The organism is Nostoc sp. 2RC (assembly GCF_014222165.1).
GTDB lineage: Bacteria > Cyanobacteriota > Cyanobacteriia > Cyanobacteriales > Nostocaceae > Nostoc > Nostoc linckia.
In genome coordinates this window covers 1-13,891 of the sequence record NZ_JACKZU010000217.1, presented here as the reverse complement: position 1 = coordinate 13,891, position 13,891 = coordinate 1, and the positions used below count along the sequence as shown (strand labels likewise).

General features: G+C 40.7%; 11 protein-coding genes. 3 read left to right on the top strand and 8 right to left on the bottom strand.

Going from position 1 to position 13,891, the window contains the following annotated elements; all coding sequences use genetic code 11:
- Positions 1-300 precede the first annotated feature (300 nt).
- Complete coding sequence (locus GNE10_RS22010) at positions 301-1,899, bottom strand: helix-turn-helix transcriptional regulator (RefSeq protein ID WP_185566989.1); 1,599 nt, start codon at positions 1,897-1,899, stop codon at positions 301-303.
- Positions 1,900-2,515: 616 nt separating this feature from the next.
- Here GNE10_RS22010 and GNE10_RS22005 point away from each other — a divergent pair.
- The 3 genes from GNE10_RS22005 (at position 2,516) to GNE10_RS21995 (ending at position 5,197) form a co-directional block, all read left to right on the top strand.
- Positions 2,516-2,698, top strand: coding sequence for a CsbD family protein (locus GNE10_RS22005; protein ID WP_099067636.1), 183 nt, complete (start codon positions 2,516-2,518; stop codon positions 2,696-2,698).
- A 339-nt stretch (positions 2,699-3,037) separates the two neighbouring features.
- Positions 3,038-3,259 (top strand): hypothetical protein, encoded by a 222-nt coding sequence (locus tag GNE10_RS22000; protein WP_185566988.1) that lies wholly within the window; start codon positions 3,038-3,040, stop codon positions 3,257-3,259.
- 132 nt (positions 3,260-3,391) lie between these two features.
- A complete protein-coding gene (locus tag GNE10_RS21995) occupies positions 3,392-5,197 on the top strand; it encodes a PRC-barrel domain-containing protein (RefSeq protein ID WP_185566987.1) in 1,806 nt (601 codons plus the stop codon).
- A gap of 177 nt (positions 5,198-5,374) precedes the next feature.
- Here GNE10_RS21995 and GNE10_RS21990 read toward each other — a convergent pair whose 3' ends face one another.
- From GNE10_RS21990 to tig, 7 genes are all read right to left on the bottom strand, one after another.
- Positions 5,375-5,947, bottom strand: a complete 573-nt coding sequence (locus GNE10_RS21990; RefSeq protein WP_185566986.1) for an HPP family protein — start codon at positions 5,945-5,947, stop codon at positions 5,375-5,377.
- Positions 5,948-6,345: 398 nt separating this feature from the next.
- Positions 6,346-7,410 (bottom strand): tetratricopeptide repeat protein, encoded by a 1,065-nt coding sequence (locus tag GNE10_RS21985; protein ID WP_185566985.1) that lies wholly within the window; start codon positions 7,408-7,410, stop codon positions 6,346-6,348.
- Positions 7,411-7,505: 95 nt separating this feature from the next.
- Positions 7,506-8,327 carry a 16S rRNA (uracil(1498)-N(3))-methyltransferase gene (locus GNE10_RS21980; RefSeq protein WP_185566984.1) on the bottom strand — a complete coding sequence of 274 codons (822 nt, stop codon included), beginning with the start codon at positions 8,325-8,327 and terminating at the stop codon, positions 7,506-7,508.
- Between the two features lie 347 nt (positions 8,328-8,674).
- A complete protein-coding gene (locus GNE10_RS21975; RefSeq protein ID WP_185566983.1) occupies positions 8,675-9,589 on the bottom strand; it encodes an alpha/beta fold hydrolase in 915 nt (304 codons plus the stop codon).
- Positions 9,590-9,791: 202 nt separating this feature from the next.
- On the bottom strand, positions 9,792-11,132 hold the full coding sequence (gene clpX, locus GNE10_RS21970; RefSeq protein ID WP_185566982.1) for an ATP-dependent protease ATP-binding subunit ClpX: 1,341 nt from the start codon (positions 11,130-11,132) through the stop codon (positions 9,792-9,794).
- 9 nt (positions 11,133-11,141) lie between these two features.
- Entirely contained in the window at positions 11,142-11,840 is a 699-nt protein-coding gene (gene clpP, locus GNE10_RS21965; protein WP_099067644.1) for an ATP-dependent Clp endopeptidase proteolytic subunit ClpP, read from the bottom strand.
- Between the two features lie 339 nt (positions 11,841-12,179).
- Positions 12,180-13,619: a trigger factor gene (tig, locus tag GNE10_RS21960; RefSeq protein ID WP_185566981.1), complete on the bottom strand. Its 1,440-nt coding sequence runs from the start codon at positions 13,617-13,619 to the stop codon at positions 12,180-12,182.
- Positions 13,620-13,891: the final 272 nt, after the last annotated feature.

Sequence of the window (13,891 nt, the reverse complement as noted above, 5' to 3'; positions counted from 1 at the left end):
GTGTCAACTTAACGTAAAACCCTTGTAATGACGTTAGAGCAAACTTACTCAATTACTAACTAATCGACACTCACCCCACCCCGGTTTTATCTAAAGCCAAAACCTCCCCTCAGAGCCTGCGGGGAGGGGATTGAGGGGTGGGGTAAAACGGCTGTGGGACAAGGGTTTAAACTTAAGTTGACACCAATGGTGTCCTCACCCGTCTCACAAGAGTTTACCAATGCACTATTTTAGCTGTGTCAGTCCAGTACTTACCTTTCCCCCTTTCACCTTACCCTTTTCCCGACTTCTCTTAGAAGTCTAATCTTTAGAGTTAAGACCGAGACGTTCTATTAGCATGGGTAAATCTTTAGCAGAGACTTGGCGGTGATTGGTTTCTACAGCGTCAACCCAAGAGATACTTTTTCCCATCGTTGAGGCAAAAAACGCCCTCGACCAGCCTTTAGCTTTTCTGGCTTTGCGAATCATCTCACCTGATGGCGATCGCAGTTGACACTGATTTTTGGTTTGGCGGTTAATTCTATTTTGGCTTTGCGGGTAGTTTAACCGTTGTTGTGCTTCTGACGGCAAATTGAACCGCCACCGTGATATTAAAAGTTCTTGCCAAAATCCAGTGGGACGTTTGCCTTGCTTGTTCTCCAACCAATCTGGCCCAATTTCAAGTTCTATTTGCCATCCAGCTTTTTTAACAACATTCATATCAGTTTCAAAATCATCAGCTAAACACCGACGCAGTTGGCGATCGCTTGCTGCTGCTGTAACTCGTTTTTCTCCATAGGCAATTTCTAACAGCGTTTTGCCAATCAAGCGGTTTTGTAATCCGGGTACAATTTGAAAAGTCAGCCAAATTAGGATTCTGGCAGCACCGACGTTTTGCTTACCAATACTAAAAAGCGTTTGTACGGTTTTCTTGGTAATAATGCCTGTATGGTAATAATATTCTGATTTGTTTAAGAAGTATCTTGCCCACTCTCCGGGTTTGACGGTAAGAGTTAAACCAATAAGTTTGCAATGGCTATCCTCTGCTTCAGCAAATTTGTGTTCCACAGAAACATTCCAAATTTGCCAATCTCTTGTTGTAAAAGCCGGAACTTTATCTGTATTGAACCAAGTAATTTCTGCCAATACTTGAGCAGGTTGTCTTACCAAACTATCTAGAATCTCTAATTTTTGTGATTTGCTCAAATCACGGCGCTTTGATAAACCTGTATATTCAACCAACTGTTTATCATCAATCACAAAAGCTTGATTCCAAGGTTGCTGAAGTTCAAGTGCTTTAGCACAGTAAATTAGATGAATAGCACCTGCTCTTGGGTCAAATTCCTCAATGGTGGTCAGAGCAGCATCTATTGTTAATGCTTGCTTTTGTGGAGACAAACTTTCATCGCTGATATAATACTCGATTTGGCCACTACGTCCTTTATTAACAGGTTTTTCGTAACTCAAAATCGAATCAGACTTAACTTTCCAGGATAAATCTGATTTTTGTGACAAAACTTCTGCCACACCTCGCAGTACCAACGTTAATGCTGCTAACGTTGTGGAGCCATCAGGAAATAAAGAACCTGCTTTAAACCTTGGTTTTTCGGTTGTAGATTTCTGCTCTTTAAGTAGTAGTTTAAGCAGGAAAATTGCCAAGCGATCGGACTGGATACTTTCAATCTGACGAAAATTATTCCAAGTGACGAGATGTGTTTCAACCTGCTGTTGAACTTCAAAAATTTGAGTTTTAACTTGATTTTTTGTTTCAAAAAGCTGTGTTTTAACCTGCTTTTTTACGTCAACTAAACTGACTTTACTTTTTTGTTCTAAGTCAACTAAGGAATCTGCGATCGCTTCTCTTGTTCGTTTTACTGTAACCTTTATCCGATTTCGTAATGCTTCAGATAGGCGTTCCATATTGATTGTTATTGTTATCTATTGAAAGTAATTTCTGATATTTGCTATGTGCAGATTTTTAGCACGCAACTTTTATTCTAAATAATTTTTGTATAAAGCACATAAGAGAATTTTTAATTTTAACATAAAAGATGATTATTTAATAAATTAATTATTAATTATCAAATCTATAAATATAATTAATCAATACTATTTACAACCAGCAAGATGTAAGGTCTAAAAATTAGTAAAACTATGATGCCAAACCTTGTATATATAAGCTTTTCAGGATTTTACATTTGCTGCTAAAAACAGGTCACAAAATTGCTAGAAACAGGTCACAGATGCATATTAAAAAGTTAAATATTTCAAAGTTTTTGCGAAGTCTTTGCAATCTGGATAAACTAATAGACTTGTGAATTTTTAATAGTCATATGTATTTTTTTAAACTTTTATGTATACTAAAAATGAAAGCTACAAGCTTTCTAAAAAAGCACAATTAAGCTCTAACATTGATATGTTTACATGTCAATTATTCTTACGAATCATACTTATCTATATCCTAAGAAAGAGTAGTAAGAATCCAAAGTCTTGATTGTTTACAAACTTTTGAACCTAATTATCGAAGGAGAATTTTATGAGCTTAGAAGATAAAATCAAAGCAACTGCCAAAAACATTGAAGGTAAAGCTAAAGAAATTGCAGGTCAAGTAACTGACAATCCAGAGTTAGAAGCCGAAGGCAAGCTAAAACAAGCTGAGGCTAATGTAAGTCAGTCTGTTGAAAACGCCAAAGATGAAGTTAAAAAACTGATTGATTAATCAACTTTGCTGTTTCAAGAATCCCAAATTCAGAGTTTAGAATTAGTAATAAATTCAGACTTGTCATCATTCTCAAATCTGTACCTTAGAATCGATCGCTAACTTGTAGAGTGTTAGTGTAATTGCAAGCACGCTGATTTTTTTACTAATTTTGAGGATGAATTTGATTGCAATACAGCAATCCTCATAAACAAATATGATATTTAGAGGATTGCTTTCTTCTTCTGTAGTCTTAATTAATTCAAATTTAATTTTGAAAAAGATTTTCAAGCTTCATAGAGCTATGAATTAACCATAGTGACTTTGTTTTTACTCGATAAGATAATAAGGAATAAAACAATGCCAAGATTGATAGGACAGCGACGTTCCCCTGCTAATTTGTATCTGCTTTCTGCGATGGTTGTAGCCATCGCCACAGCTGGAGTACTTGAATATAAAGGTGTTTTTGATTTAGAGGATCTGGTTCAACAAGTAAAAATTAAGCTGCACACAAGCAGTTTATCTTCTAATTCTCCAACAACTCACTTATCTAAAACAGTGCTCACTGATAAGTATTCATAATTGAATTTTCAATCATCAAGAAAGTGTGAGGAAAAGCCATTGCGTAGGACGGGATTCCTGGCTCAAAGCAAGTGGCATGATTTACCTGCAAACAAACTTTAGGAACTCAGCACCACCAAAGGAATCAAAGATATGCGTCGAGGAACTGATTTAATCGGAAAAATTGTTGTTGCTTACAATACCGGAGAGCGAATTGAGCGGATTCAAGACTTGATTTTTGACCAACAGAGCGATCGACTTCTCGGACTGCTTGTAGATGATGGCAGCTTGTTTCGTAGTGCCCGCGTGATTCCATTTGCTCAAGTACAAGCGATCGGTTTAAACGCTGTAATCGTACCTTCAAAAGCAGCAGTAGTCAAAATTAAGAAAGCGCCAGAAATTAGAGCTATTGTAAAACGCAACAATGTGCTTAAAGGAACCCGAATCTTGACTACAAATGGACGCGATTTGGGAACAATGATTGACCTTTATTTTGATGAACAGACAGGAGTCGTTGAAGGATACGAAGTTTCCGGCGGTTTGTTTGCTGATGCTTATTCTGGACGAAGCTTTGTTCCTGCTAATAACACGCTCAAAATCGGAGAGAATTTTGCATTCGTATCAATTGAAACTGCTGAACTTATGCAAGAACAAGTGGGTGGTTTTAAAGGAGCTATTCAAACAGCTAGCAATAGAATACAAGATACCACAGCGGCAGCTAATCAAAAACTTCAGAAAGTAGGTGAAATTGCTACAGAAAAGTTGCAAGAAACAACGGAGGTTGTAAGCAGACAATTGCAAGATGTTAATCAAGTAGCAACAACATCAATGACAAACGCGATTATTGATTCAACAGCGCAAAAAGCTTTTGTGGTTGGTCAAATTGCAGATAGAGATGTATTTGCCCTAGATGGTAGCGTGTTAGTGATGCGGGGACAAACAGTTACCAGATCGATTGCAGATGAGGCCGAACGTCTAGGTGTACTGCATCGACTTTATCGAGCCACTGGAGGTGATGTTGTAGCCGAGTTAAATCGCAAAATTCAGGAAACTGTAGACACAACTAGCAATCAATTCCAGGAAACTGTAAAACAAACAAGTGCGATCGCTGATGAAAAGTTGCGACTGACAGCTCGCAACACTGCCACCAAATTAATGAATGCAATTATCAATCCAGAAGAACAAAAGGCATTGGTAATTGATAGGGTGGTTGATTACGATGTAATTTCCCCGAATGGAAGATTACTAATTGCTCAAGGACAGCCAATTACATTGGAGATTGCCGAACGAGCCGAGCAGCAGGGAATACTTAACCAACTGTTCCAAGCAACAAAAGGCAGCTTAACAGCCGAGTTGAGTAACTCAACCAGCAATATTGTTGCTAGTTATTTGGTAGAACAAGCTTTGGGACGACGAGTGCATCAGTTAGTTCAGACTAATGATGGATTAGTTGTAGCTGCACCAGGACAAATTGTTACCCAACAAGTAATTGAGCGCAGCCGTAGTTACAAGCAAGAACGGGCGCTACTCAATGCCGTTGGCTTAACCTTCATTGACGCAGTTGGTTCTAGTGCCAATCGCACACTTTCCGATACAAGCGAATTGGTGGTTGATAGTGTTGCTCGCGTACAAGAAAATGTAACTAGCTTCGTGGCAATCCTCCAAAAAAGGTTTGAACAAGTACGCCAACAGGCAATTCAAACATTAGAAGAACACCGCATCAAAGAAGCTTTAGGACGTACCGTGAATCGAATCATTTTAAACAAGGATGATAGCGTGATTTTAAGTCCAGGGGATATCATTACCCATCGTGCCATCGAACTTGCCCGGAAAGCTGATGTGCTAGATATCCTATTAAGCTCGGTGTACAAAAAGGAAGAACAACCTGCGATCGCTTTATTAAATCCATCAGCAAAAACTAAAGTCAAAGAGCGAGAGCTTACAGTTTCATCGAGTTAATTATAGTTTCACGTACTACTCTGCCAACCCAAAAATACGCTTCTTTCGGGCTGAGGAAAGGAGTAAAGGGTAAGGGATTTAAAACCTTTCCCCTTTCCCCTGCACCTTTTCCCGATTTCTGCAAAAAGTCTATTAAAAGGATGGTTTTTAGCAACTGTCGTTGGGACATTACCACGATTAGAACCAATATTTAGGATAGGTTCTTTCGTGTGCCAGATTATTGAATACCACTGCACAGAGTACCAAAATTATCGAACCTTCTAAGGCAGGTGTTAAAAGAAATTGCCAGGATGGTTTCGTCATCATCACAACTAATGCAACTGCTCCCGAAGGAGGGTGTAAAGTTGCAGTCAGCTGCATCATACCAATGGCTGTCGCTACCGCCATTCCCATTGCCCAAGGTTCTGAACCGAAAAAATACAGAATAGTCAGACTAACTAATGCTGCCACAAGATTTCCACCAATTACATTCCGGGGTTGAGCTAAAGGACTGTCAGGAACACCAAAGATTAATACGCTAGTAGCACCAAAGGGAGCCATCAACAAAGGAGAATTAGTTTTTACAGAAAGGTAAGCCGTTAGGGCTATGCCAATAAAACTACCGCACCAACTCCAAAATATGTGTGTGTGGTGGGGTCTATCTAAACAAAATGAACGCCTAGTTCCACGTATTTTAAAGCAGTAGTTTCTCCATTTCTCCTGAAGATTTTGATAATTGAATTTAGCTTGTTTGGGTAAATAACCTTTCATAATTTTCCAGAGCAACTACAACTAACAGTCCTCAACACAAAAAGATTCCTTGTATTTACTGCTTTAGCTCATCTTGGTCAGCAATTTAGCTATAAAATACGTAAATTCTGTTTCTTGAGAGAGTTTTAAATTAGACTCATCAGCTAAGGTTTTCGTCTGATGAAGGCAATGTTTGAGCCATAAATTAGCGTTTTGATCGCTCAAAAATTCAAATTCATTGATTTAAAAAATTTGGTAGCTGTAAAATGTCATGATTTTATGACATATAATTTCCAAAATATCCTTTGAAGCCGACCAAGGAAATACGAAATCTATACAAATAAGTTATTTTATTTATAAGATTTAGTTATATTATTACCTGGCTTGACTTTCTGAGAAATCAGCTGTAGCTAATCTATTTATTTCACAAACGCTAATCCACTATATAAATGAAAAGCAGAGTCCCAATTAGTCTCCTCTCTACGAAATAGGTGAATGTGAGATTCAATTTGACCCAGTATTTCTTTATGGTCTAATGCTGTATCTGCAAAGAGCGTGAAATCTGACCAAGTTTTGACCTGGGGTAGTTGCTGACCGATCCAATTTGATAAACTATTCCAATTAATTCTGATTGTATTTTGGCTAGCTTGAGGAATAATTTCTAAACCTTGCTGAAATTCATAGCCACCATCGCAAAGCCGCAGAATACAACGTCTACCGGGTAGGTGTAAATCACAAAACTGAGCATAGTCTTGTGTTTGAGTTTTTCTTTCTAGTTGACCACGAGCATCAATATCTACAACTTGTTCAAAAATAGGCAAAAGTCCTACTATTCGTGCTGTGACTTCTGACCAATCAAAGGTTAAAGAACCGAGTTGATTTGCTTGATTACGGCAAACAACAGTAGCTTTTAATTGAGATTGTGAAAAATATTTAATTTGAAATACTTGAATTTGTTGAATTGCGGTTATTGTTGTCCAAAAACAGGGAATAGCAGCTTGTTGCAGCTGTTCGCCGTAAAATTTTAGTTCTCCCACTTGTCCAGTGCGGTATAGTCTCCAGCCACGACTTGGTAGCGTTAACCTTGCACTGTAAGGATCTATTTGCATTATTTGAGCAAATTTTCGAGATGCTTCTGGCTTCAGTTCGTTATTAATAGGTTCTAAGATTAGTACGCCAACTTCGGTGTTATTGGGTTCGGATTTGGCTTGAGCAATAGCACGTTGTCTTTCTTCTTGCTCAATTTCTTGCAGCCGCCGCAAACCTTGACGCGCTAGCGTCACTATTCTAGTATTTCTTGTATCTCGTAGTAGTTGTCGAAAAATTTTTTCTGCATCTTGGTAGTTTCCAGATACTTCATGCAGCCTACCGAGATAAAATTGCACCCAAGGATGTTCTGGTGATTCTTGTTGCAGCTGTTTGAGTAATGTAGCAGCTGTTTCATAGTCTTTATTGTCAAAGGCGATCGCAACTTGCTCAATCATGTTTCAATCCACGCGAGAGAAATATCTCACGCAAAGGCGCAAAGGCGCAAAAATTTTCTGTGAGCCTGGGTGTCTCTGCGCGATCTATAACTCATTTATACTTCACAAGCTGCGGTAATCAAGGATAATGCCACTACTGGCGCTGTCACTGCTCTGAGGATACGACGACCAAGGGAAACAGGTTGAAATCCCACTGCGATGGCATTTTCAACTTCTTGTTTTGTCCATCCGCCTTCTGGGCCGGTAGCAATCACAATTGTCTGTTGTTCTGTCTTACAAAGCTCAGATCCCAGGAAGCTTTGGCTCAACGCCACTTGCTTTCCGACGCAAGGGGACAGGAACTTGTCATTTGTCACTTGTCCTTTGTGTTGTAAGCAATCTTTTAAGTGCGGAAAATCACCACGAGCCACACAGATATATTGCTGAGTGTTGAGGGGTGAGTGTTGACTGTTGACTGATGACAAACCCGTGTTAAAAGTAACAGGTTCTAAAATAGTTGGCACGAATGAACGTTCTGATTGTTCGGCGGCTTCCGCTGCGATACGCCGCCAGCGTTCGAGTTTTTGCGGGCTGGGATGAAGCAAAGTGCGATCGCTCAACACTGGTGCAATACAAGTTACTCCTAATTCCGTACAGCAGCGCACTACTTCATCGAATCCATTACCTTTTGGTAAAGCCACTAACAGTGTAATTGATACAGGTAATTCAGTTTCTACTGTCAGTATTTCTAAAACTTGTGCTTGTTCTGCTGCTAATTGCGCCAACCACCATTTTCCTTTACCGTCCATTGCAATAAAGCGATCGCCCTCACGCAAGCGCAACACCCGCCCCAGATAATGTTGCTGTTCTTTGGTAAGCAAAATTTGCTGTTGTTGGAGTTGGGAAGGTGCGATGGCAATTCTTTGCAGCTGAGACATCGGATTGAGGATTTTAGTTAAAAAATACCAATTTTTGCTACTTTAGTTTTGGCTACTGGTAAATTAAATTACTTTAAAGATGTTTTAATTTTTAATTATTTTCTGGTCAAATGACTGTGTTATTAATTGTCAATAATTAATTTCTCAGCATTGAGTTATACTGCGAAAAAATTTCCTACTGCGATCGCTGTTGATTAAACTTGCTCTTTTACTCGGTAAAACAATTTAAAGTCTTGGCTAAAACCCAATACGCTAAGTTAAGCGTTTGCTCTTTTCTTTGCAATAGCCTCTATCTTACCACTGCGCGCCTACACTAAAAAAAACTGTTAACTGTCAACAGTCAACAGTCAACAATCAACTGGTATCTTAATTTGTAAAAATTCCTGGACTCGCTGCAAATAAGTTGATGCATCTTCTAACATCGGAAAATGGGCTGTATTCGGAATCACTACAAACTCCACTTTGTCACTCAATGCTGCTGCTTGACGCCCCATCTGGGCTGGAATGATCTTGTCATACTCACCCGATATCATTAGAGTTGGCACTGTCAACTTAGCAAATTCCTGTGGCATCAACTCAGCTTGTGCCTTAGAAACTGAAGTAAAAATTGTACCTAATGCTGCATCATAATCTGCTTGGAGAAAATCTTCTAAAAAAGCCTGCCGTTCAGCATTTGGTATAGGACTATGCAGAAATCTAGCCATAAAGAATCGGTCAACAAATGGTATTTTAGCTAACCATTTGGGGCGGAATTTAACTACATAACCACCAAATTTATGAAAGGCTGTAAATGCTTTTTCGTCGTATTCAAAAATACCACTACAAGTTAAAATCCCCCGTTCTACTCGTTGAGGATAACGGTTAAAAAATAAAGTCGCAACAGAAGCACCCATTGAATGGGCATGGATATAAACACGCTGGATATGCAACACATCTAACAAAGCTGCCAAATCATCAGCGTATTCTTCTAATTCATACGTTAACTGTTTGATTGCCTTTGATTGTTCCTGGGGTGACTCAGACTCAGCAACAGATTCGCTTGCTTGGACTATGGTTGGCTGACCGCGAGAACGTCCAAATCCCCGTAAATCGTAGAGTAAACAATCAAATTGCTCAGATAAAGCATTAGCAATACTTTGCCAATATCTAGCCGAACCAGCCCAACCGTGGATAAAAACCATCACTGGTTTAACTAAAGAATTAGATGGTTTTTTTACCCACTCATAATAATGCTCAACGCCACGAACATTAATGTAAGGCATTTGTGCTTTGTCCTCCGTCCTAATGTCATTCGTCTTCTCTTACAAATTCCCCTTCACCGTCGCAAGCACGGCTAAATCGGATTTTGCACTTCATCATTAGTCACTATATCCTGGCTACATTCTTATTAGTCTTTAGTTTTTGACTAATAACTAATGACCAATGACTAATGACTAATGACTAATGACCAATGACCAATGATTCTTAGGCTGATTCTGGCTTTGGTAGTGAAGAAGGATGTACGATCAGTTCGGCGGTCGATCGCTTCTCTACCATCTCCCGTGTGACTGTACAACGTGTCACGTCTTTGCGAGATGGTAATTCATACATCACCTCCAGCATCAATTCTTCTACAATCCCCCGCAACGCTCTAGCACCAGTTTTCCGACGGTAGGCTTCTTGAGCAATGGCTCTTAAAGCATCTGGTTTAAAGTCTAACTGGACATTATCCATCTTCAGCAGTTTTTGGTACTGCTTCACTAAGGCGCTGCGTGGTTGGGTAAGAATTGCCATTAACGCTTCTTCATCTAGGGGATCTACCACTGCTACCATTGGCACGCGTCCGATAAATTCTGGAATCATGCCAAATTTCACTAGATCGTCCGGTTCTAGATGGCGGAGAGTGTCTGCTGCCCGTTTTTCCTTGGATTGACCTTCTCCCGGCTGCACAAAACCGATTGACTTTTTGCCGACTCTCTGGTCTACAACTTTTTCTAAACCTACGAAAGCCCCGCCACAGACAAATAAAATATTGCTGGTATCAATTTGAATGCAGTCTTGGTAAGGGTGCTTGCGTCCTCCTTGGGGTGGGACGTTGGCGATGGTTCCCTCTAACATTTTCAGCAAGGCTTGTTGCACGCCTTCGCCGGAAACATCGCGAGTAATTGAGGGATTTTCGCTTTTGCGGGCAATTTTGTCAATTTCGTCGATGTAGATGATTCCCCGTTGGGCTTCTTCCACGTCTAAATCTGCCACCTGCAACAGTCGCAACAAGATATTTTCTACATCTTCTCCCACATACCCTGCTTCCGTCAGCGTCGTGGCATCAGCGACGGCAAAGGGAACATCAAGGATTTTCGCTAGGGTTTGGGCTAAGAGAGTTTTACCGCAACCAGTAGGGCCAATTAACAAAATATTAGACTTTTGTAACTCCACTACATCATCAGCAGCAGCTTTGCCATTGGCTTTAGACTGAACGATGGCCAGCCGCTTGTAATGATTGTAAACGGCTACAGATAAGACTTTCTTGGCTTCATCTTGACCAATAACGTGTTCGTCTAGATACTTTTTAATCTCTCTTGGCTTGGGTATTTGATTAAACGAAATACTCGAAGAGCGGGTACGACGTTTTTGAGGTGGTTCCGATTTTGGTGCGGGTTGGGCTGCTGCACCATTTGTATCGAGTAACTCTTCGTCTAGTATTTCGTTACACAAGTCAACGCATTCATCGCAGATGTAGACTCCCGGCCCCGCGATTAATTTACGCACCTGCTCTTGAGACTTGCCACAAAATGAACATTTTAAATGGGAGTCGTACTTAGACATACCAGCCTCTTATTTCAGAATGGTGACGTTTTCCCCTGCTGTGGGAAGATTTTGCCTGGAAATGACCTGATCGATCAAACCGTAGTTTTTCGCCTCTTCTGCCGACATGAAAAAGTCGCGCTCGGTATCTGCTTCGATTCTTTCTAAAGGTTGACCAGTATGCTGAGATAGTAACTGATTTAGCTTCGCCTTAACGTAAAGAATTTCTCTAGCTTGAATTTCAATGTCAATGGCTTGCCCTTGAGCGCCACCAAGTGGTTGGTGAATCATTATCCGAGAATCGGGAAGAGACATACGCTTACCCGCAGTTCCCGCTGTTAACAAAAACGCTCCCATGCTCGCAGCTAATCCAAAACAAATGGTAACAACATCGGGGCGTATTTGTTGTATTGTATCATAGATAGCCATACCTGCGTAGACAGAGCCGCCAGGGGAATTAATGTATAATTGGATGTCTTTTTCTGAGTCTTCAGCGTCTAGGAATAACAACTGAGCGACAATTGAGTTTGCAACAGCATCGTCTATTGGCGTTCCCAAAAAGATAATCCGCTCTCGCAGCAGGCGGGAGTAGATGTCGAAAGCCCTTTCTCCCATACCGGATTGTTCTACCACCATCGGCACGATGTTGTTAGGGCTGCTCAACTGGGAGTTAATGTTTATTCGACTTAAGTTGCTGATGGGATAATTTCCCGACTGCGATACAAGCATAGAAGATTTAACGATAGTTGGGACAGAGGTTTCGGCAGCTCAGGCTGCCTTGTTGACGAGTTGGGATTTTTATTTAAGCTACGTGTTAACCATTATGCCTCATATAAATTCCTCTCGTGTAACACAGTATCAAGCCCAGACCCAAATAGTGTCACTATTTCCTCAGAATTCTTTAATTTTTCTTTTGATTGTGGGTATTGGGGAGATGAGGTAGACAAGGGAGCAGGGGAGATAACTCCCCAGTCAACAGTCACCAATGCCCCATACCCTTGATATCCTTTAGCTTACCCATTCACCAGCACTTTAACTCAGAACTGATGAATTATCGGTGTGAAATTTTCAGGACTCTGGTGCGGTTTCTATGGAAGGTTCGCTGCTTTCTTCTGTTTCAGGTGCGTTGGTGTCTGCATCTGATTGTGTTGCTTCCGTTTCCTCTGCTGACGCTAAGGAACCTTCGGGTACAAGTTCAACTGAGGAATGTTCTAAGAGCCAGTCAATGATTTTTTCGGTTAGCAGTTCATTTTCCACCATTGACCGTAGTCTTTCTTCATCAATATCTTTTTCATCTGGATACTGTTGTAAAAGTTCTGTGACTCTGGCTGTGATTTCCTCTGGTGTCAGCTCTATAGATTCGCGTTTACCCACTTCTCGTAAGGATAAAGAGCGCTTGAGGCGGTCAATTGCTTCCTGGCGCGATCGCTCCCGCAATTGAGGAATAATATCTTGAGTAAATAACTTCCTCACATCTAGTCCTTGCTGAGACAAGCGAATTGCTGTTTGAGTCAGCATTGCATCCACTTCTTTCTCTATTAACGTTGCTGGTAACTCAATTTCTACGTGCTTGAGCAGTTCCGTTAACAAAGCTTCTTGTTTATTGCTCTTGGTTTTTTCGTCGGCTTCTTTTTGGTATCGCTCTACTAGAGAGGTGCGTAATTCCTCCAAAGTTTCAAAATCACTGACTTCTTGGGCAAAGTCGTCATTTAATTCTGGTAGTTCTTTTTCTTTGAGTTCTTTAACCGTTACTGTAAAGGTTGCTGCTTTTCCTGCCAAATCTTCATTGGCATAAGGATCTGGGAACTGCGCTGAAATTTCCTTGGTTTCACCTGGATTCATGCCTACGATACCAGAGACAAAACCTGGAATAAATTTATCTTCTTGCAACTCTAGTTGAAAATCAGTTGCTTCGGCTCCGGGAATAGCTTCTGGTTCGCCTGTTTCCTCTTCACCCTCAGCTTTGGCGAACACGCCTTTAAAATCCACTACAGCAACATCACCGATTTGGGCTGCACGTCCTTCTACAGGAATCAATGTTGCCAATTCTTGACGTTGCTTGTCCAGAGTGTTGTCTACTTGCTCTGGATCGTACTTGATTTCCTCAGCTTTAGCTTGCAAATCAGTGTACTGCACCAAATTTACTTCTGGCTCAACATCAACAGCCGCTGAAAACGTCAAGGGTTTTCCAGGTTCATAATTATTAATCAAATCCTCAAAAGAGGAACGCAGTTGCGGCTGACCTATGGCTTGAATGGATTCTTGTTTAACTGCTTGCTCAATACCATCTTGAATTAGTTCTTCCAGGGCTGCTGCCTTAATTCGAGTCGTACCCAGCCTTTGTAGTAATATTGGCCGAGGCACCTTGCCTTTACGAAACCCAGGAATATTGGCAGTACTCGCTAAGTTTTTAATGACTTGTTCGTAAGTTTGCTTGGTAATTTCCGGCGTAATTTCTATTTCCAAGCCAATTTGGCTGGCGGGAAGTTTTTCCTGGGTGACTTTCATGCTTCGTCTCTAGTTTTCTGGTATTTTAAACTCCGAGTACACACAAGACGCAAGTAATCGCGTTTATGGCTTGATGTCTCTTAGGGGCAATGAGAGGATGCCACAAGGCTTCATGATATCCAAAAATGGATGGTTGTCCTGGGGCAAAGATCTAGTGTACTGCCAATGTCCAAAGACTTGATACTTTAACTTCATAACAATTAGTCATTGGGCATTGGTGACTGTTGACTGGGGAATTATATTCTCCCCATCTCCCCATCTCCCCCATCTCC

Bases quoted from the DNA above. Each gene is read 5' to 3' on its own strand.
- GNE10_RS21995 (WP_185566987.1), top strand. From the start codon at position 3,392: ATGCGTCGAGGAACTGATTTAATCGGAAAAATTGTTGTTGCTTACAAT.
- GNE10_RS21975 (WP_185566983.1), bottom strand. From the start codon at position 9,589: ATGCCTTACATTAATGTTCGTGGCGTTGAGCATTATTATGAGTGGGTA.
- GNE10_RS22010 (WP_185566989.1), bottom strand. From the start codon at position 1,899: ATGGAACGCCTATCTGAAGCATTACGAAATCGGATAAAGGTTACAGTA.
- GNE10_RS21985 (WP_185566985.1), bottom strand. From the start codon at position 7,410: ATGATTGAGCAAGTTGCGATCGCCTTTGACAATAAAGACTATGAAACA.
- GNE10_RS22000 (WP_185566988.1), top strand. From the start codon at position 3,038: ATGCCAAGATTGATAGGACAGCGACGTTCCCCTGCTAATTTGTATCTG.
- GNE10_RS22005 (WP_099067636.1), top strand. From the start codon at position 2,516: ATGAGCTTAGAAGATAAAATCAAAGCAACTGCCAAAAACATTGAAGGT.
- tig (WP_185566981.1), bottom strand. From the start codon at position 13,619: ATGAAAGTCACCCAGGAAAAACTTCCCGCCAGCCAAATTGGCTTGGAA.
- GNE10_RS21980 (WP_185566984.1), bottom strand. From the start codon at position 8,327: ATGTCTCAGCTGCAAAGAATTGCCATCGCACCTTCCCAACTCCAACAA.
- clpX (WP_185566982.1), bottom strand. From the start codon at position 11,132: ATGTCTAAGTACGACTCCCATTTAAAATGTTCATTTTGTGGCAAGTCT.
- GNE10_RS21990 (WP_185566986.1), bottom strand. From the start codon at position 5,947: ATGAAAGGTTATTTACCCAAACAAGCTAAATTCAATTATCAAAATCTT.
- clpP (WP_099067644.1), bottom strand. From the start codon at position 11,840: ATGCTTGTATCGCAGTCGGGAAATTATCCCATCAGCAACTTAAGTCGA.